Here is an 18718-nt window from a genome sequence, read left to right as displayed (position 1 = left end):
CGGCACCATGATGCTGATGACAAAGGGCTTTCCACCGGGGGCTGAAGGCTGATCCGCGCCACCTAATGCCTGGTGCCGGCTGTCGCGTCGACGGGAAACCTTCGCAATCCGCTGCGCTGCAGCGCAAGCAGGTACAGATATCCCGGCACCACCCGGCAATAGCGCCGCCAAAGGCGCCGGGGCTCGGACAGAAGGCGGTAGGCCCATTCCAGGCCCGACCGCTGCATCCATCCCGGTGCCTGCTTCTGCAGGCCGGCGTGAAAGTCGAATGCTGCGCCGACGCCGATCAGCATCGGCGCTTCAAGGCGGCCGCGCATCTGGGCCATCCACCGTTCCTGCTTTGGCGCGCCGATCCCGACCCAGACGATGTCGGGCCGTGCCTCGTTGATCCTTGCCGCCACGTCCTTCTCCTCATCCGGGGTCAGGGGGCGGAAGGGCGGGGCATGGTGGCCGACGATCTGCGCATCGGGAAAGCGTGCCTTCAGGCGCTTGGTCAGCCGCTGCAACGTGTCCTCGGTCGCGCCATAAAGATAGTGCCGCATCCCGCGCCCGAACAGTTCAAGCATCAGGTCCGGCCCATAGACGCGCCCGGCCCAGCCATAGCCGCGCCGCCGCAGTTCCCAGACAAGGGGCATTCCGTCCGGGGTGACGAGCGTCGCCTTGTTGTAGGCGTCTTTCAAAACAGCGTCGGACTGGGAATCGACAAGCCCGTGCGCGCCGCAGATGCACACGAAGCCGCGCTGCCTGTCGCGGACGGCGGCTTCGATCCGCTCGACCGCCATTGGCAGGTCCAAGGCGGAAACCCGCACCCCCAACAGGTTGATCGTCTGGGTCTCGTCCTGTCGGCCGGTCTTGTGATGGGCCTGCATTCTGCACCTCGGGCTTAAGGTCGGATCATCGTCTGTGGTCGTGCTAGCTTCGGATCAGCGCGTGGTTGTCGGTGAACCAGCGGTAGGTGTCGGCCAGCCCGTCCTGCAGCGATATGCGGGGCTTCCATCCCATCGCGGTGATGCGAGAGATGTCCAGCAGCTTGCGCATCGTGCCGTCGGGGCGGGACGGATCCATGCGGATCGCGCCCTTGTAGCCCGTGACATCCGCGATCATGTGCGCCAGGTCGTGGATCGTGATGTCGCGGCCGCTGCCGACGTTCACATGGGACACGGTCGCCTGGACATGGGTCCGATAGGCCGAGACGGGCAGGTCCAGGACGAACAGCGCCGCACGCGCCAGGTCGTCCACATGCAGGAATTCGCGCCGGGGCAGGCCGGTGCCCCAGACGGTCAGCTGCGGATCCTGGCGGATCCTTGCTTCGTGGCAGCGCAGCATCAGGGCGGGCATGACATGGGCATTGTCGGGATGGAAGTTGTCGCCCGGCCCGTAAAGGTTGCAGGGCATGAGCGACCGGTAGTCGCGACCGTATTCGCGATTGTAGCTTTCGCACAGCTTGATCGCCGCGATCTTGGCAATGGCATAGGCCTCGTTCGTTGGCTCAAGCGGGCCGGTCAGAAGCTGATGCTCGGCAATGGGCTGGTGCGTGTCCCTGGGATAGATGCAGGATGATCCCAGTTGCAGGATCCGCTGGACCCCGGCCTGATGCGCCGCGTGGATCACCGTTGTCGCGATGGCAAGGTTCTGCTGGAGGAACTGGGCCGGGTAGGTGGCATTGGCATGGATCCCGCCGACCTTTGCAGCCGCAAGAATGACCACGTCAGGCTGCGCCTCGCGCAGGAATGCCCCCACCTGGCGTTGGTCCGAAAGATCCAGTTGCGCCCTGTCGCGGGTCAGCAAGGTGATCGGCTGGCCGTCGGCGCGACGCTTTTCCAGGGCCCGCAGGATGGCGCTTCCGACCATCCCGCGATGCCCTGCAACAAAGATCCGTGTCATGTGCTTCTCCGTGTGGGGCTAAAGACCAGCGGCAACGGCAGCGGGCATGTCGTCCTGCCTCAGCCGGACCTGCTGGCGCGCATCCAGAAGGTCGGCTGCGACCATTTCGGCGCACATCTCTCGGGCGGTGGTCTCGGGACGCCATCCCAATCGCGTCCGCGCGCGGCTGGCATCGCCCAGCAGGGTCTCGACCTCGGCGGGACGGAAGAATCGGGGATCGATCCGCATGATGACCTGGCCCGGCCGAAGCGCCGGCGCGGCATTGCCCGACACAGCGACGACCCGCGCAGTCTCATCGACGCCAGAGCCTTCGAAGGCCAGGGTGATGCCCAGCTCGGTCGCGGTCCAGACCAGGAACTCGCGGACCGAGTTCTGCTGGCCCGTGGCGATGACGAAATCCTCGGGCGCGTCCTGCTGCAGCATCATCCATTGCGCGCGGACATAGTCGCGGGCGTGACCCCAGTCGCGCAGGGCATCCAGGTTCCCCAGGTAAAGGCATGGTTCCAGCCCCTGCGCGACGCGGGCCAAGCCGCGGGTGATCTTGCGCGTGACAAAGGTTTCCCCGCGCCGGGGGCTTTCGTGGTTGAACAGGATGCCGTTGCAGGCAAACAGGCCATGCGCCTCGCGATAGTTCACGGTGATCCAATAGCTGTAAAGCTTGGCGACCGCATAGGGGCTGCGCGGATAGAAGGGCGTCGTTTCGCGCTGCGGGGTTTCCTGGACCAGGCCGAACAGTTCTGAACTCGAGGCCTGGTAGAACCGCGTCCGATCCTGAAGCCCCAGCAGGCGGATCGCCTCGAGAAGGCGAAGGGTGCCAAGCGCGTCGATGTCGCCCGAATATTCTGGCGCCTCGAAGCTGACGCCGACATGGCTTTGCGCGCCCAGGTTATAGATTTCGTCGGGCTGCACCTCGCCCACGATCCGCGTCAGGTTTGAGGCGTCCGACAGGTCGCCATGATGCAGCCGAAGCCGGACCCGCGGCTCGTGCGGATCTTCGTAGATGTGGTCGATCCGCTGGGTGTTGAACTGTGATGCCCGGCGCTTGATCCCGTGGACCTCGTAGCCTTTCGACAGCAAGAACTCGGCCAGATAGGATCCATCCTGCCCGGTGATCCCGGTGATGAGGGCGCGTTTCACAATAAATCTCTCCCTTTTCTGTAGCGGATGGTGGATGGTGGGGCAGGTCTCAGCTGCGGGCCTGCGACGACAGGCTCAGCCGGTCCTGAAAGCCGTAAAGGCGGTGGCGGCGCTGATCGACATCGGTGATGAGGGTATGGACCTGGGTCGCACCGATGCGCGCCAGAAGGGCCGAGGCAAGTTCGGCGGCCTTGCGGCGGCTATGACCCCACCGCAGCACCAGCAGGACTTCCCCGCCCTCGCGGGCCGTGCGCAGCCCGCTGCCGGACAGGATCGGGGGCGCATCGATGATGGTCAGCACGTCCTCGCGCTGCGCCTGCTGGACCAGCCTGCGCGGAAGCGCAAGGCCGTCGCCTTCGTCGCGCCAGGCGGGATCGGACAGCAGGACGCGTTCAGGCTCGGAGGCGGATGCGGCGCCCAGCAACAGGGGGGCTGCTGGGGTCGTCCCCGGTGCCTCGCCGCCCCTGGCCTTGACCAGCCGGACCTTGCGACCCTGTGCGGCCAGCTCCAGGGCCAGCCATTCGGCGACGGGATCCGCCATGTCTCCGGGATCCGGCGCGGTGACGGTCAGGATCTTGGGAAAGCGTCCTCCATTCGCACATTCCAGCATCAGGATCGCATCCCGCAGCCTGTCCGTGCCCCGGTTCGACTGGCGCTTTGCAATTGCCGCAGGCAGACCCTGGCGTTCCGGCTGGGCAAAGCGCGGCCACAGGCCGACCGGCACGTGCCGCGTCGCCAGGGCCAGCTGTTCGTGGCCCCTTACCGTCGTGTCGCGCATCTCGACCACTGCCGCGGCGAACAGGGCAAGGAACAGGCCACCGACTGCGGTGGCGGCCAGCAAAAGCTTGCGCGACGGGCCGACCGTGCCCTTCAGCAGCGTCGAGGGATGCAGGACATCCAGCACCACCGGCACGACGTTGCCCTGCGCCATCAGCGCGTCGTAGCGATCCTCCATCCGCGACAGGGCCTGCTGCTGGCGCTGCAGCGTCTCTGTCAGGGTTTGCGCGACCGGGGCCGCCGTCCGCGCCGCCGCCAGGTCCATCCGCACCCCGTCAGCGTCCTGGGCCAACTGGCGGGCCTGGCCATCCTGGACCTCGGCCCGCTGCCGCAGAACCTGAAGGCGGGCCTGCAATTCATCGCCGATCATAGTCTCGATCGCGGTGACGCGCTGGACCTTCTCGGTGACCTGCGTCGACCGATCCCCATAGATCTGGCTCAGCCTGTTCATCTCGCGGCGTTCCTGGGCCAGTTCCCACCGCAGGCGCTGCAGGGGTTCGGGTTCGTCGGTGGCGCTCAGCCCCCGATCCGCTATGGCTGCCGCGACCGACTGCATCTCGGCGCGGGTCAAGAACCGCTCTTGTTCCAGATCGCTTTGGCGCGTCTCGATCAGCGCCAGCCGGCGCTGTATCTCGGCCTCTTCCTCGGCCAGGCCGGAGTTTTCCATGAAGTCGTCCAGCGCGGCGCGATCTTCCGCCATGCGGGCGCGGCCCGCCTCGATCCCGGCACTCATCCAAAGACCGGCCTGGCGGACGTCCTCTTGATGCCGCAAGCGGGACTGGCTGCGATAGGCATCCAGCAGGGCCGTGGGAACATCCTGGGCAAGCCGGGGATCGCGCGACGTGAAGCCGATGGTGACAACGGTTCCGGAACCCTGGCGCGCCACCGTCAGCCTGTCGCGGAAGCGCTGGCGCAGCGCAACCTCCTCGGCGGGGCCTCCGCCTTGCACCGTCTCGGCTGCGGGGCGGGCGGGCCTGATGCCCCAGGCGACGGCCATTGCGTCCAGACGCTGCAGCAGGGCGGGAGCGCCCGGCTCGGGATCGAACTCGGGCAAGGTGGCGATCTTCAGGTCCGCGATGACCTGGTCGATCACCTCGTTGGACAGCATCCGCTCGATCTCGGTATCCAGCGTGGGCGGCGGGACGGCGCGGCCGTCCTCGGCGGCCAGGGCAAGGGCGGGAGAGGCCGTGACCATCACCCTGGATTCGGCATGGTACAGCTTGGGCAAGGCCAGGATCGCCGGAAGCGCCAGCAGGCAGATCAGGGTCACGAGTGATGCGATCAGCCACAGGCGGCGGCGGATCATCCGCCATGCCGCAAGCCAGACATCCGTGCCGTCGGCCTCGGGCATCTGCGATGGCGCGCCCATCTCGACGGGCTGGGGGAAGGGCAGCTTGACGATCCCGGTCATGGCAGCTTCCCGAACAAGGGGGGTTGAGGAATGGCCTTGGCATCCAGTGCTTCGAGCCGGTGCAGGTATCTGGTCATGCTGAAGTCGGTTTCATAAAGCCGGCGGGCTGCCTGCCCCAGGCGGCTGCGCAGGCCTTCGTCGTCGATCAGGCGCCGCAGCGCCGCGGCCAGGGCCGTCACGTCGCCGGGTGGAACAAGCAGGCAGTTCACCTCGTCCTCCAGCACCTCGTCATGGGCGCCGACGCGGGTGGTGACGACCGCCATGCCCTGCGCCAGACCTTCAAGGACGGACATCGCGAAGCCTTCGGCATGGGAAGGCAGCACAAGGATATCGGACTCGTCGCGCAGCTTCTGTGCCGCCGCGGCGTCCACCCAGCCGGGAAGGCGCACCTTGTCCGACAGGCCCAGCCGGGCGAGGGCCCGGCGCGTTTCGTCCACTTCGCCGTCGCCGGCCAGCACCGCAGTCCAGGGCTTGTCCCGCAGCTCGGGCCGGGCCAGGGCCTCGACCAGTTCCGGCACGCCCTTGCGCGCGCTGAGGCGGCCGAGGAACAGGATGCGTGTTCCGGCGGAGCCCGGGCGTTGCCGCCGGCCGGGATCGGGAACGCAGTTGCGCAGGACCACCACCCGCGAGGGATCGACCCCCAGCCTGCCGGTCACGGTTGCCGCGTCGCGCTGGCCCAGCACGATGACCTGGGCCGCCCTTGTGAAAAGCCGCCCGATCGCCCTTTGCTGCCACGCCGGACGGCGATCCAGGTCGGCGGCGTAATCGTAGTCATGCAGGTGCAGGACATAGGGTCGGCCCAGCATGTTGGCCCAGCATCCCAGGATCAGCTTGCGCAGCGTGCTGCCCCGGCCCGCGATATGCAGATGCTGGACGGTGTCGGACGCGGACAAGGCCATCGCCATCATCGCCGCGACAAGCCTGAAGCTGGAACCCAAGGGGCGCCATTTGCTGCCGCGCGTGTCGCAGACGCTGTGGCGAAGGCGCCCCCCATCCGTCGCAAGGACATAGCTGACCAGCCGGCCGATGCCGCCGCCATGTTCCGTGCCGCCCGCGACGTGGTGGCGGATAACGGGAATCTTCTGGCGGTGGTGTGGTTGATGGAACGACATTGCTTGAAACTTCGGGCTGGAACCATGCCCCTCCATCACGACGCTGATGCCGATTTGGGGCAACTGCGATGCGAGGTCACGCGATGCCTCCTTTCGGCCAGGGTTGAGCCGAAGGGATGACCGAATCGTTGTAGATGGTCATTGCATGTGCGCCGATGGTGCAGGGAGAGTTCGGCCCCACGCTCCAGTCATGGGCGCGCGCGCCCATGGCAAGGCGCAGGTCGGGATCGCGCGCCAGGCGCAGCAGGGCATCGGCCAGTGCGGCGGGATCCTTGGGCGGGACGACCATGCCCATTCCGACCGGAGTGACGGTGGCAGCCAGTTCCCCGACATCGGTGACGACGACGGGTTTGGCGAAGGATCCCGCAAGATGGAGCACGCCGCTTTGCGAGGCTTCGTCATAGGGCAGGACGACCAGGTCCGCATCGGTGAACAGTTGTGCGACCGCGTGGTCCTCGACAAAGCCGCGACGGATGTCGTAGCGGCTGGTGTCGCCCATCTCGGACGCCAGGGACCAGGGGTCGTCGCCGCGCCCGGCAATGACGATGCGCAGGCCCGGCAGCTTGTCCCGCAGCAGCCGTTCGGCCCGCAGCAAGGTTTGCAGGCCCTTGTAGGCATAGATCCGGCCGAAAAGCAGCACCGTGAACTGCCCGGTCGGGGCGTTTCTGGACAGGCCCAGCCGGGCCGCCAGCCGGGCATAGCGGTCGATCGCAGGATGGGGCAGGACATGGACCCGATGCGGATCCTTGCGAAACTGCGTCGCTGCCGCCTGGCGCAGCTGTTCGCCATGAACGACCAGATGGTCCGACTGCCTTGCCATCATCCCCGACGCCCAGGACGGCAGGCGCGCCGTGTCCCGATCACCCGGATGCACCGTCACGTCATGCACCGTCGTCACCAGGGGCCAGGGCCAGAAGGGCGCGGCGGCGTTCAGCCACAGCGTCGTGTTGCTGAGAAGGTGAACGACGTCTGGGCATGTGCGGCCGATCCTGCGCGTCAGCCCTGCAAGGAAAAGGGGATTGAGCGGGCTGCGGGTGCGGGGCCAGTCCACAAGGTGAAGCTGGACCCGGTGATCGAACCACTGGCGCAACCGATCATAGCGCGAGACCGGAAGGATGGCCTGCACCGAGGCATGGGGCGCAAGGCCATTGGCGAAGGCGATGGTGTAATCCACCGGCTCGGACGAAATCAGGGTGACCCTCATGATGTGCCCACCTCGGCCTGTCCCGTTGCGCCACGGGCGGCAGCCATGATGCGCAGCGCCGTGCGCAAACGCCTCAGCGGATGCGGCTCTCCTGCGTCGCGCAGGGCGTGCATGAACAGGGCAAGCCGGCCGGGTGCCTTTGGATGATCCAGCCGCGCCAGCGCCATGGCACGTTCGAAATGATCCGCGACATCCAGTCGCTCGGGGCGGCCCTGGGCAGCCAGGAAGATGTTGGTGACCCGGACGGTTTCTTCCCAATGGGAAATGCGCCGGGCCAGCATCGCATCGTCCGGGCTGCTGCGGTACCAGGCATTGTCATGGATGCGGTAAGCGCCCAAGGCGTCGGGAAGCGCCACCACGGGTGCCAGGAAGGGCAGCACGCCCGTGATCCAGGCATCCGCCGAGATGCGGAAGCCGGCCGGAATGTTGCCCGCCCGGTCCCATACCGACCGCCTGACGCTGAGGGACGAGGTCATCGGAAAGGGCCAGCATCCGCCGCTTGCCACAAGCATCCGCGACAGGTCGCCCCGGCACAGCGACCGCGGGATCGCGGCGAAGGCCTTGCTTCCGTCCAGGTGGGTGGGCTGCAGGCGGTGATAGACAAGGCCGGCATCCGGCGCGCGACCAAAGGCGGCGACAACGGCGGCAAGCTTGCCGGGCTGCCACCAGTCATCCGCGTCCAGAAAGGCCAGCAGCGGGGCGGTGGCCGTCGCGACGCCGGCGTTCAGGGCGGCAGCCTGCCCGCCATTCTTCTGGAACACCGCACGGATCCGGTCGCCATAGGCGCTGATGACATGCCGGGAATCGTCGGTAGAGCCGTCGTCGACAACAACGACTTCGGCCTGCACATCGCGTTGGGCAAGGGCTGAATCGATGGCGTCGGGCAGGTAGCGGCCATAGTTGTAGTTGTTGATGACAACGCTGATCTGCGGATGAACCGTCATTGGCCGGGCTCGATGGTCATGGGATCGGAAAGGACCAGGCTGACTTCCAGGACATCGCCCGGCTCCAGCGGGGCATCCAGCGAAGGCTCGATCATCCGGGTCTCGCCGCCCGAGGATCTGTGAACCTGGATCCGGGCCTGGGGGCTGGCCGCGCGGGATCCTTGCAGGTTCATGCGCAGGGGCAGGATCTGCAGGTCCAGTTCCTTCAATTCCGCCAGAAGATAGGCGCGCGAGGCCTTGGCGGCCGCCAGGTCGGTCCGCGCCGCCTCGCGCTCGGCTGCGATGGCATCGGCAAGCGCATAGCGGGCGGTCTCGGCACCCTGCTGGGCGCGGGCGTGATAGGCCCGGTTTTCAAGCTGGTCGCGGTTCAGTTCGGACATCTGGCGAAGCAGTTCCTGAAGCCGGGTCCTGGGCGCCAGGCCGCGCTGTACCAAGGACCGGGCATCCTCGATGTCGGATTGCTGCAGGGCGGCTTCTGCCTCGTGAAGCACCGACTGGCGATCCAGCGTGTCGATTTCGAACTTGATCAGGGTCAGCAGCTGGTTGGTATGCAGTTCGCGCTGTTCCCGGCGATCCAGCCGGTCCTGCAGAAAGGCGGCCTCCGCCCCGATGTCCCGTGCATTGCCGGTGCCGTCGCCAATCTCGGCCTCTAGCCGGGCAATGCGTTCGGTAAGCTGCGACAGTTCGAAGACCACGGCTTCCCGACGCGCGACCGAGGACAGGGCCTTCTCGGCATCGGTATCGCCCGGCGTGCCCATCCCGCCGGCCGCGATGATCGCCTGCCGCGCCGTCAGGCCGGGGGCAAAGGCGATCATCCCGGGTTCGCGGACGCTGCCGCCGACATAGACGGGGCGATGCACCGCAATCTCGACGATCAGCCGGGGCGTGGTCAGCAACCCTTGGGATTTCAGCGCCCCCTCGATTGCCCGGCCCGCAGCCTCGAGGTCCATGCCCGCCACCGCGATCCGCCCCACCAGGGGCAGGGCGATGGCCCCATCCTGCCCCACCATGCCTTCGCGCGAAAACTCGGGGGCGTCGAAGACCTCGACGCGCAGGGTGTCGCCCGGCTGAACCTGGGCCATAGCCGCCATCGGGCAACATCCCAGGCACAGCGCGAACAGCGCGGCGCGGTAGGTCCGCCTTGCCCCTGCCGATCCAGAAAAGCTCCGCACCACATCGCTCCTGCGTTGGACCCATGGGGTAAGGATCGGGCGAGAAGCGGGGCGGCGGAACGGATCCTTTCGCACAAGCGGGCCGCCTTGCATGGTCCATCCGGCGAGACCGATCCCGTCTTCTTCCCCGGAAGGGTATCGGGTTCGTCAAAAGGCTGCATTTCCGTCGGGCGGGCAACCGTGTGGAATGGCGTGGTGGCTGCACGAGGGCCTGACGGTGCCCCAAACCAAATCCTATGCCCGGCTTCTGCGTCGCATCGAACTGCTTGGCATCTTCGTGGCCATGCTGCTTTTGTCCGGCGCGGTGTTTCCCCTTTTGCTGTCGCAAGCCGACGGCAGCCTGACCGAGGCTGCCCGCGCCAAGCTGCGCATGATCGCGGCGCCCAGCTATGTCATCGGCCTGGGGCTGGTGGCCCTGCGCCCCGCTGCGGTCCTGCGGGGCGTGCAGCACAATGTCCTGCTGATGACCCTGATCCTGCTGCCGCTGGCCTCGATCCTTTGGTCCATCGGCCCATCGATCACCCTTCGCCGGGCCGTGGCGCTGACCCTGTCGATGGCGGTGGCCTTTGTCTTTGCCACGCGCTTCACCCCCCGGCAGCAGCTTGTCGTCCTGGCCTGGGTCCTGGGCGGGGCGACCCTTCTCAGCCTGGTTGCGATGGCCGTTCTGCCGGGCCGGGCGCTGATGCCCGAGGACGGGGCGCTGCGCGGCGTTTTCCTGCACAAGAACGTGCTGGGCTGGGTGGCCTGCCTGACGGTGGTCCTTGGGCTTGCGGCGCGGCTTGATGTCTCGGCCCGGATGCGCAGGACGGGGCTTTTGCTGCTGGTCGCGGGCCTGGCCGCCCTGCTGTTGTCGACCTCGGTCACCAGCCTGTTTGCCGCCTTCGCCGCGGTGGTCGTGTCCCGCGTGGTGCTTCTGGTGGCGCGGTTGCAGGGCAGGACGCGGCTGGCCGTGGTGCTGGGGCTGATCCTGCTGATCCCGCTTCTTGCCCTTTTGCTGGCGGTCGGATTCGGTCCCCTGCTCGAGGCGCTTGGAAAGGATCCGACCCTGACGGGCAGGGTGCCGCTGTGGAGCATGATCGACGCCGAGATCTCGCGCCACCCGCTTCTGGGGCATGGCTATGGCGTCTTCTGGACCGAGGGCAATCCGGCAGTCTGGAGCATCTGGGAATCGCAGGGCTGGCAGGCGCCCAATGCCCATAACGGCTATCGGGAAACCATGCTGGGCCTTGGCTCGGTCGGACTGCTGCTGTTGATCGCGCTGACCTTCCGTGCCGTTGCCCAGGGCGTCACCCTGTGCAGCATGGCCCCGGGCGAAGGCTGGATCCTGCCGGTGCTGATCGTCTGCATTTCGCTGATCCTCAACCTGTCGGAAAGCATCTTCCTGAAGCAGAACGACCTGTTGTGGCTGCTTTATTCGGCCTCGGTCATCAGCATCTCGTGCCGCCATGCGGCCTTGCGGCATCCGGTGCCGGAACCGGCCCGGATTGTCGCAACGGCGATCTGACCCTGACCTAACGGTGGTTGGAATCAGCCTGGACGCGCGCTTCTCGTACTCCTTTTGCGATTTGGACGACCATAAAGCCAGCTTTGCAGAGAACGGACCTCCCGCCACGGTGGGCATAGGCAGATGCCGGTCCGACCCGCGCCCTGTCTTTCACAAGTTTCCTGTTGCCGTATCCGTTTCCAGTCAGGCACCCCATCCGATGACAGCCCTGCCAGATGTCAAGACCATGTCGGACGCCGTGTTCCACGACATGCGCGTTCACCGAACCCGCCGCGACCGCAGTGCGGTTGCGCGCTCACTTTGCATCGTCGCGCTGACCGGCGGCGCAGCCGCTTCCGCATTTGCAGCGGGGGCAGGCACCGAGGGCCGGATGATCCTGTTGGCTGGCGGCGCGTTCCTGGCCTGCCTTTGGGCCTTCGGGTCGCTGCCCGGCTTCGGCCTTCACCCCGAGGCGCGGCTGCGCAAGGCGGTCCAGGCCTGGTTTGCCAGCCTTTGCATCGCCCTGATCAGCGCCCTGGTCCTTGCCGACCCTCACACGGACGAGATCACGCGCTTCGTTCTGGCCTTTCTTGCCCTTGCCATCGCCCAGGCCGTCTGCGGTCGCATCCTTCGGACGATCCTCCGGCGGTCGGGCCACTGGGGCGAGGCGGTTCACCTTGCCGGCGATCCGGCAAGGGTCGCGGGCTTGCGAAGCTGGCTTCACGCCAATCCCGACACGGGCCTTGACCCTGATCCCGACAGCCGGGCCGTCAAGGTCCTGTGGGCCGATGCGGCGGCACCAAGCCCGGAACAGCTTGAACGGCTTGCGCGGACCTATTCCCAGGTCGTCCTGGTCCATGATCTGCCGCGCACGACAATGACAGGCATCCATCCTGCCTGGCAGGACGGCGCGATCGGCACCCAGATCACGCTGGCCCGTCGGGACGGAATATCGCGATGGATCAAGCGCGGGATCGACCTGGCCGTCGTCATTCCCGTCGGCATCGTGGCGCTGCCCATCGTGGCCCTGGCCGCCCTGGCGGTCCGGATGGTCGATCCCGGACCAGCCTTCCATGTCCAGCACCGCGACGGGCGCGACGGACGGCCCTTCGCGATGCTGAAGCTGCGGACCATGTATCTTGACGCCGACCGGATGCTGGCCCGCCTGATCGAGACGGATCCCGCGATCCGCGAGGAATGGGAAACTCACTTCAAGCTGCGCCACGATCCCCGGGTTCTGCCGGTCATCGGGCCTTTCCTTCGCACCAGCAGCCTCGACGAATTGCCGCAACTGCTGAACATCCTTCGCGGCGAGATGAGCCTGGTCGGACCGCGGCCATTTCCCGATTACCATCTGTCCGCCATGCCTGCCGATTTCCGCGCCAGAAGGGCCACGGTCACCCCCGGCCTGACCGGGCTGTGGCAGATATCGGAACGCGGGGACGCGGACCTGGGCGTGCAGCAGCAACTGGACGACTTCTACATCTCGGGCCGCAGCCTTTGGGGCGACCTGTCGATCTTCCTGCGAACCTTCAGCGCCGTGCTGGGGCGGGGCGGGGCCTTCTAGGCCTTGCCCGGCCGCCGATCATCACCGACCACAACAAGAGCCGAGGATAAAGATGCCTGCATCCAAACGCATATTGGTCACCGGAGGCTCGGGGTTCCTGGGATCGTTCCTGTGCGAAAGCTTGCTGAACGACGGGCACGACGTTCTATGCGTCGACAACTTCCAGACCGGATCGCGCCGGAACATCCTGCATCTCCAGGACAATCCGCGCTTCGAGGTCATGCGCCACGACGTGACGGTCCCGCTTTATGTCGAGGTGGACGAGATCTGGAACCTGGCCTCGCCAGCCTCGCCGATCCACTATCAGACCGATCCGGTCAAGACGGTGAAGACCAATGTCCTGGGTGCCATCCACATGCTGGGGCTGGCGCGGCGGACCAAGTCGCGCATCTTCCAGGCCTCGACCAGCGAAATCTATGGCGACCCGCTGGTCCATCCCCAGCCCGAATCCTATTGGGGCAATGTCAACACCATCGGTCCCCGTTCCTGCTATGACGAAGGCAAGCGTTGCGCCGAAACACTGTTCTTCGACTACAAGCGGCATCTTGGCCTGGACATCCGGATGGCCCGCATCTTCAACACCTATGGCCCCAGGATGAGCAGCCATGACGGGCGGGTGGTGTCCAATTTCATCGTGCAGGCCCTGAGGGGCGAGCCGATCACGATCTATGGCGCCGGAACCCAGACCCGTTCCTTCTGCTATGTCGATGACCTGATCGCAGGCTTCCGGCTGCTGATGAACGCGCCAAGCGATGCGCCCATGCCGATGAACCTGGGCAACCCGGCCGAATTCACCATTCGCGAACTGGCCGATCTGGTGATCGAACTGACCGGATCGCCGTCGCGGATCGACCATCGGCCCTTGCCGACGGATGATCCTGTCCAGCGCAAGCCCGACATCTCCAGGGCCACCCAGTATCTGGGCTGGACGCCCCGGATCCAGCTGCGGGAGGGCCTCTCGCATACAATCGCCTATTTCGAGAACCTGCTGTCCCGCGGCAGGGATCGGCAGGTCGCGGAGCCACGGCCAAAGGAGGCGATCATCGTTCCGGCCGCTGCGGCAACGCCTGTTCCCGCAGGCGATCACGTCAACGGCCTTGGACAGTTCGGCCTGCCATGAACAGCCTTTCGCCCAGGCCCCGCCTGCTGTTCTTCCAGTGGGACCATGCCCCGAACAAGGCGGCCTCGGGCTTTCTGACCTTGCAGATGAACCTGCATGTCAAGTGCCTGGCGCAGTTCTTCGACGTGACCGTGATTTCGCACGACTGCGACTTTGACCAGGTTTGCGACCGCCATCAGCCGGATCTGGTTCTGTTCGAGGCAGGCTATCGCAGCCACGGCTCGCGGCGCATCCGCATCGACAATACCAGGGCCCATCCCGGGATTCCCCGGCTGGGCCTGCATAATGGCGATCCGTGGTGCGACCGCCGCGCGGGGTTCTGGGCGGACATGGACGACTGGGGGGTCGAGACGGCCTTCGCAATCGGCACCGCCACCCCGGCCTATATGCCCGATCAGGCCGACCGGATCTTCGTCTGGCCCAATTTCATCGACCCCGACATGTTCCGGTTTCGCGGGCAGGCAAAGGTCATCCCCGTCATGCTGACGGGGCAAAGCGGACCGCTCTATCCCTGGCGCAGCGCCGTCTACCAGACGCTGGCGCAGCATTATCCCAGCCTGATCACCCCGGCCTTCCGCTACGAGGACGCCGGGGCGCGGCGCCTGCTGGCGGGGCAGGCCTATGCCGATGCCCTGAGTGCAAGCTGGGTATCGCCCAGTTGCGGCACGATGGGCCACGAGCTTGTCCGCAAGCACCTTGAGATCCCGGGGGCGGGCTGCCTTCTGGTGACCGAGCGCACCCCCGTGCTGGAAGCGGCGGGCTTCCGCGACGGCGAGAACTGCGTCTTCGCGACGCCTTCGGAGGTGGTCGAAAAGATCGACGCGCTGATGGCCGATCCCGACCGGATGCTGCGGATCACCCGCGCCGGTCATACGCTGGTCGCCGGTCGCCATACCCTGCATCACCGCCGCCAGATCCGCGACTGGTTCGACCTGCACCAGACGCTTGGATCCGGGCAGCGGATCGTCCAGCCGGGGCCCTTTGCGCCGTTAAAGGCGGTTGCGGTCGCATCGGCGCGCCACCATGGGCATCTGCCCGCAACGGGCCTTGACCGGCTGGCCCTGCAGAAGGCGCATGGTCACCTGGCGAAGAACGAACTTGCCCGTGCCCGCCAGCAGTTCGAGGCCGCCCTGGCCTATGTGCCCTATCTTCCCGAGGCGAAGCTTGGCCTGGCGCTTTGCGATCTTGCCGAGAACCGGCCCGACGAGGCCTTTCGCAGGCTTTCGGCCCTGATCCGCGTGACGATCACCGAATATGGTGCGTCGCGGCCGGACCCGGCGGAATGGGCGCTGTGCCTTCTTGCGCTGATGGCATCCGGGCGAGAGGCCGAGGCCATTGCCCTGCGGGATCGCTATCCTTCCGCAGGCCATGCCGGTCTGGCCCGCGTCAAGGGCGTCCTGGACCAGATGGCAGGCGAGGACGACCGGGCCGTCGTCGGTGCAAGCACCGGATCGGGCAGCATCCATCCGACCACCCCCGCGATGACCCAGGCCATCGACCGGGAGCTCGCCGCATTCATGGCCCGGCGCGGCGAAGGTTCCGGGCGGCATCCGGTCAGGGTCGGGCAGCGGTCCCTGGCGGCCTTGGACCGGCTGTTGCGGATTATGCCGGTGGGCACTCTGCGCCCGCGCCTGCCGCCCGCGCCGGGCTTTGGCTATCTGATCGCGCTTCGCGATGCATTGGGGCGCAAGCTGCTGCCCCCCTCCGGGCGCCGGCTGGCACGGCGCATGGCCCTACGGATTCATGGCAGTCGAACGCGCCACGAATCGCGACCTTGATTCCGCCAATGTGGGTGTTGTGATTGCGCCGTTCCCTGGTCTTCGCGTTCTTTGAAAAAGGTTATGCCGCGCTGCTTGCGGTGCTGCTGATGGTGCTTGTCTCGCGCCTGCTGACGCCGGCCGAGGTAGGCCTTTTCCTTGTGGCAAGCGCGGGCGTGATCCTTGTCGAAACCTTCCGCGATTTCGGGGTCACAAGCTGCATTGTCCGGGAACACCGGCTGACGCCCGATTTCCTGCGCGGCGCCTTTACGCTTGTTACGATGCTGTCCGCCTTGCTTGGCACGGGATTGTGGGTGCTGGCCGAGCCTGCGGCAAGGCTTTACGGCACCCCGGATCTGGCGCCGCTGATACGGATCGCGTCGCTGGGCTTTGTCTTTGCCCCGGTCAGCGCGATCCGCATCGCCCTGCTGCGCCGGGACATGGCCTTCGGGCAGCTTGCAGCCATCGGGATCGCGTCCGGCACCGCCGGGGCCGTTGTCACGGTTGCCCTGGCGGCGGGGGGGCTGGGGCCGCAGTCGCTCAGCTGGGGATCCGTCGCTGCGGCCTGTGTCAGTGCGGGCGGGGCCATGCTGGTACGGCCGCAATGGGACAGCTTCCGTCCATCGCTGGCACATTGGCGTCAGATCCTGGCCTTCGGGGGCTGGACCAGCATGGTCACCCTTGTCGGCCTGATGTCGGAACAGGTGCCGCGGCTGTTGCTGGGACGGCTGATGGGGCTTGATGCGCTTGGACATTTCTATCGGGCGCTTGCCCTGACGCAATTGCCCGACCGGATGATCATCGGCGCGGTGCAGCCGGTCATCTTCGCCGAGTTTTCCCGCCAGGCGCGGCAGTCCACGCCGCTGGCCAAGGGATATCTCACCGCGCTCGAGATGATCTCGTCCGTGCAATGGCCGTTGCTGGCCTGCCTGGCGCTGCTGGCCGATCCGCTGGTGCATCTGCTGCTTGGGCCGCAGTGGCTGGACGTGATCCCGCTTCTGAGGATCGTGGCCATTGCGGGGATGGCGCTGTTCCCGGTGCCCATGACCTTTCCCGCCCTTGTGGCGACCGGGGCCGTCCGCGACAATGCGGTGCTTCAGCTTGTCCTTTTTCCGTTGACCGTCGGGATCATCGGCGTGGCTGCGCTGAACGGCATGACGGCAGTGGCGCTTAGCCTGCTTCTGCTGAACCCGATGCAGGCCGTCATGACGCTCTGGGTCGTCCGCCGCCGGCTGGAGTTCGACTGGGCCGCGCTTCTGCAGGGCATGGGCCGCAGTGCCGTCCTGTCCATCGCGGCCATGGCGCCAAGCCTGCTGATGCTTGCAACGACAGGTCCCACTCTGCTTGGCCTTGTCGCGGTGGGGCTGGCGACCTTGCCTTGCTGGGCCGCTGCCGTGGTCGCGATGCAAAGCCCCCTGTCGACCGAGGTGATGCGGTTGGTCGCGCGTCTGCGCCGGCAGCCACGAGGTCTTCGTGCGTGACCGCCGGGGCCAGTCAATGATCGGGATGCAGCTCCAGTTCTCCGACGCCGTTCGCCAGGTCGTTCAGCCGGGCGGCCGCCTGGGTCCGGTTGGTCGCGTTCAGCTTGCGCATGATGCTGCGGATGTGAACCTTGACGGTGCTTTCGCACAGGCCAAGTTCATGGGCGATGATCTTGTTTGCCGAACCCTTCCGCAGGGCCTTGGCCACGCAAAGCTGGCGCTCGGTGAAATAGGTTTCAAGCCCGGGCCGCTGTTGCAGCGCCTCGCTCAGCGCCGCGCAGAGGGCCTCGACGCTCTTGCGGGGCAGGACCACGCTTTTCGAGGACGATCCACGCAGCGCGGCGATCAGTTCGTCCACGCCCACGCTTGGCGGGATATAGCCCGATGCACCGCATTCCACCGCATCGCAGGTCGCCATCAGGTCGCTGTCGCGGGACATCACCACAACGCGCCTGTCCCCCGCCTGCGCGATGAAGGCACGCAGCGCGTCCTTGACCGCCTTGTCGGCCAGACGGCCATCGCCGATGTGGTAGATCACGGTCTCGTTGCCGTAAGGATCATGGACTGCCCTTCGCCATTCCTCGGGCGATTGATAGCTGCGGATTTCCGCATCGGCGAAAACGCTGCCAAGCAGCGACGACAGCATCTCGAGTTCGATGGCATGTTGCGAGATCATGCTGATCGTCCAGCCAGGGGCAGGCGCGATCTTCAGGGCGGCGGTCGCAGGACCGCCCTTGGCGGTATTGTCAAAAGCCCTCGTCAGCGTGTTGGCCACGATAGTCTCCCATGAAAAACTCTCACCACTCACACGTCCGATGTTTAACCGCCCTGCAGGCGATCAGGATTCCCAAATCCCGGAAGGATTGGGAAACTTTGGCGATCGGCCACGGCATAATGGACAATCGGACAAATACAGGATCGCGGAAAAGTTAACGGCTTGCGTTGACGGCGGATAAGATCTGGTCCGAAATTATATAGACATACGGAGTTTAACCATGCGCCCGTCAATCATCCCAATAGGCCTGAGCGGCAATCTGGTAGAGATCTTTGAAGCCCTGACTGCCGTTGCGGTAGTGCCCGCCATTCTGGATGAAGGCCCCCAGTTGAAAGGCACACTTTTCAGGGGAATCCGAATTGTGGATTTTACCGGAGCGAGAAAATATCCGGGTGCCAGCTTTCTCTGCCTGGTGGGGTCGGTGCGCAGCATCAGGGCGCGCAAAGACATCATCAAGAGGACGGGCCTGCCGCAAAAGCGATTCGCCCGCTTCATCCACCAGTCCGCCAAGGTTTCGGCAATGGCAGAGCTGGGGCAGGGGGTCGTCCTCTATGATGGGGCGCTGCTGACGTCGAATGCCTTGCTGGGGCAGCATGTCCTGGTGATGCCCCGCGCGATCATCCACCACGACGTCCGCATCGGCGACTACTCGATTGTCGGCGCGGGCGTCATCATGGCAGGCGGCGTGACCGTTGGGCCGGACTGCTATATCGGCAGCGGCGCCTGCATCCGCGATGGCGTCAGCATCGGCGAGGGTGCGGTGGTGGGCATGGGCTCAGTCGTCGTGCGCGATGTGGCCCCCGGCGCGGTGGTCGCGGGAAATCCCGCCCGTGTTTTACGGAATGCAGCCCAGCCTGCAGAATAGTTTGCTTCTTTGTTATATTGCAGAATAAC

At 66.1% G+C, this 18718-nt stretch carries 16 protein-coding genes; 6 read left to right on the top strand and 10 right to left on the bottom strand.

Features of this window, described 5'->3' with window-relative positions:
• Positions 1-62: 62 nt before the first annotated feature.
• The 8 genes from FIU66_RS11715 to FIU66_RS11680 form a co-directional block, all read right to left on the bottom strand.
• Positions 63-869 (bottom strand): WecB/TagA/CpsF family glycosyltransferase, encoded by an 807-nt coding sequence (locus FIU66_RS11715; protein WP_167622934.1) that lies wholly within the window; start codon positions 867-869, stop codon positions 63-65.
• Positions 870-912: 43 nt separating this feature from the next.
• Entirely contained in the window at positions 913-1884 is a 972-nt protein-coding gene (locus FIU66_RS11710) for a GDP-L-fucose synthase (protein ID WP_167622933.1), read from the bottom strand.
• Between the two features lie 18 nt (positions 1885-1902).
• Positions 1903-3021 carry a GDP-mannose 4,6-dehydratase gene (gmd, locus tag FIU66_RS11705; protein WP_167622932.1) on the bottom strand — a complete coding sequence of 373 codons (1119 nt, stop codon included), beginning with the start codon at positions 3019-3021 and terminating at the stop codon, positions 1903-1905.
• A 49-nt stretch (positions 3022-3070) separates the two neighbouring features.
• Positions 3071-5209 (bottom strand): hypothetical protein, encoded by a 2139-nt coding sequence (locus tag FIU66_RS11700; protein WP_167622931.1) that lies wholly within the window; start codon positions 5207-5209, stop codon positions 3071-3073.
• The gene (locus tag FIU66_RS11695) at positions 5206-6321 is read right to left on the bottom strand and encodes a glycosyltransferase family 4 protein (RefSeq protein ID WP_167622930.1); all 1116 of its coding nucleotides are present in this window, start codon (positions 6319-6321) and stop codon (positions 5206-5208) included. Before FIU66_RS11695 ends, FIU66_RS11700 begins: the two co-directional genes overlap by 4 nt.
• 76 nt (positions 6322-6397) lie before the next feature.
• Positions 6398-7525 carry a glycosyltransferase family 4 protein gene (locus FIU66_RS11690; protein ID WP_167622929.1) on the bottom strand — a complete coding sequence of 376 codons (1128 nt, stop codon included), beginning with the start codon at positions 7523-7525 and terminating at the stop codon, positions 6398-6400.
• Complete coding sequence (locus tag FIU66_RS11685; protein WP_167622928.1) at positions 7522-8469, bottom strand: glycosyltransferase; 948 nt, start codon at positions 8467-8469, stop codon at positions 7522-7524. Before FIU66_RS11685 ends, FIU66_RS11690 begins: the two co-directional genes overlap by 4 nt.
• Entirely contained in the window at positions 8466-9551 is a 1086-nt protein-coding gene (locus FIU66_RS11680) for a polysaccharide biosynthesis/export family protein (protein WP_167622927.1), read from the bottom strand. The genes FIU66_RS11685 and FIU66_RS11680 overlap by 4 nt, the downstream gene beginning before the upstream one ends.
• 277 nt (positions 9552-9828) lie before the next feature.
• On the opposite strand from FIU66_RS11680, the gene FIU66_RS11675 reads away from it, so the two are divergent.
• The 5 genes from FIU66_RS11675 (at position 9829) to FIU66_RS11655 (ending at position 17049) form a co-directional block, all read left to right on the top strand.
• Positions 9829-11145, top strand: a complete 1317-nt coding sequence (locus tag FIU66_RS11675) for an O-antigen ligase family protein (RefSeq protein ID WP_210254090.1) — start codon at positions 9829-9831, stop codon at positions 11143-11145.
• A 226-nt stretch (positions 11146-11371) separates the two neighbouring features.
• Positions 11372-12691, top strand: coding sequence for a sugar transferase (locus FIU66_RS11670; RefSeq protein WP_167622925.1), 1320 nt, complete (start codon positions 11372-11374; stop codon positions 12689-12691).
• A gap of 52 nt (positions 12692-12743) precedes the next feature.
• Positions 12744-13811, top strand: a complete 1068-nt coding sequence (locus tag FIU66_RS11665; RefSeq protein WP_167622924.1) for a UDP-glucuronic acid decarboxylase family protein — start codon at positions 12744-12746, stop codon at positions 13809-13811.
• Entirely contained in the window at positions 13808-15589 is a 1782-nt protein-coding gene (locus FIU66_RS11660; RefSeq protein ID WP_167622923.1) for a glycosyltransferase, read from the top strand. The genes FIU66_RS11665 and FIU66_RS11660 overlap by 4 nt, the downstream gene beginning before the upstream one ends.
• A gap of 23 nt (positions 15590-15612) precedes the next feature.
• Entirely contained in the window at positions 15613-17049 is a 1437-nt protein-coding gene (locus tag FIU66_RS11655; protein WP_167622922.1) for an oligosaccharide flippase family protein, read from the top strand.
• 13 nt (positions 17050-17062) lie between these two features.
• Here FIU66_RS11655 and FIU66_RS11650 read toward each other — a convergent pair whose 3' ends face one another.
• Together FIU66_RS11650 and FIU66_RS18165 are read right to left on the bottom strand one after the other, a co-directional pair.
• A complete protein-coding gene (locus FIU66_RS11650) occupies positions 17063-17824 on the bottom strand; it encodes a response regulator transcription factor (RefSeq protein WP_229849271.1) in 762 nt (253 codons plus the stop codon).
• 229 nt (positions 17825-18053) lie between these two features.
• Positions 18054-18323: a hypothetical protein gene (locus tag FIU66_RS18165; protein WP_240544680.1), complete on the bottom strand. Its 270-nt coding sequence runs from the start codon at positions 18321-18323 to the stop codon at positions 18054-18056.
• A 21-nt stretch (positions 18324-18344) separates the two neighbouring features.
• Between FIU66_RS18165 and FIU66_RS18160 the strand changes: the two genes are divergently transcribed.
• Positions 18345-18689 carry a DapH/DapD/GlmU-related protein gene (locus FIU66_RS18160; protein ID WP_240544679.1) on the top strand — a complete coding sequence of 115 codons (345 nt, stop codon included), beginning with the start codon at positions 18345-18347 and terminating at the stop codon, positions 18687-18689.
• Positions 18690-18718 lie beyond the last annotated feature (29 nt).

The organism is Paracoccus sp. AK26, assembly GCF_011801365.1.
GTDB lineage: Bacteria > Pseudomonadota > Alphaproteobacteria > Rhodobacterales > Rhodobacteraceae > Paracoccus > Paracoccus aerius.
This window is presented reverse-complemented; position numbering and strand designations above follow the sequence as displayed.

Excerpts from the sequence above, each read along its gene's own strand:
- FIU66_RS11715 (WP_167622934.1), bottom strand. The coding sequence starts at position 869 with ATGCAGGCCCATCACAAGACCGGCCGACAGGACGAGACCCAGACGATC.
- FIU66_RS11710 (WP_167622933.1), bottom strand. The coding sequence starts at position 1,884 with ATGACACGGATCTTTGTTGCAGGGCATCGCGGGATGGTCGGAAGCGCC.
- FIU66_RS11700 (WP_167622931.1), bottom strand. The coding sequence starts at position 5,209 with ATGACCGGGATCGTCAAGCTGCCCTTCCCCCAGCCCGTCGAGATGGGC.
- FIU66_RS11695 (WP_167622930.1), bottom strand. The coding sequence starts at position 6,321 with ATGTCGTTCCATCAACCACACCACCGCCAGAAGATTCCCGTTATCCGC.
- FIU66_RS11690 (WP_167622929.1), bottom strand. The coding sequence starts at position 7,525 with ATGAGGGTCACCCTGATTTCGTCCGAGCCGGTGGATTACACCATCGCC.
- FIU66_RS11685 (WP_167622928.1), bottom strand. The coding sequence starts at position 8,469 with ATGACGGTTCATCCGCAGATCAGCGTTGTCATCAACAACTACAACTAT.
- FIU66_RS11680 (WP_167622927.1), bottom strand. The coding sequence starts at position 9,551 with ATGGCCCAGGTTCAGCCGGGCGACACCCTGCGCGTCGAGGTCTTCGAC.
- FIU66_RS11675 (WP_210254090.1), top strand. The coding sequence starts at position 9,829 with ATGGCGTGGTGGCTGCACGAGGGCCTGACGGTGCCCCAAACCAAATCC.
- FIU66_RS11670 (WP_167622925.1), top strand. The coding sequence starts at position 11,372 with ATGTCGGACGCCGTGTTCCACGACATGCGCGTTCACCGAACCCGCCGC.
- FIU66_RS11665 (WP_167622924.1), top strand. The coding sequence starts at position 12,744 with ATGCCTGCATCCAAACGCATATTGGTCACCGGAGGCTCGGGGTTCCTG.
- FIU66_RS11660 (WP_167622923.1), top strand. The coding sequence starts at position 13,808 with ATGAACAGCCTTTCGCCCAGGCCCCGCCTGCTGTTCTTCCAGTGGGAC.
- FIU66_RS18160 (WP_240544679.1), top strand. The coding sequence starts at position 18,345 with ATGGCAGAGCTGGGGCAGGGGGTCGTCCTCTATGATGGGGCGCTGCTG.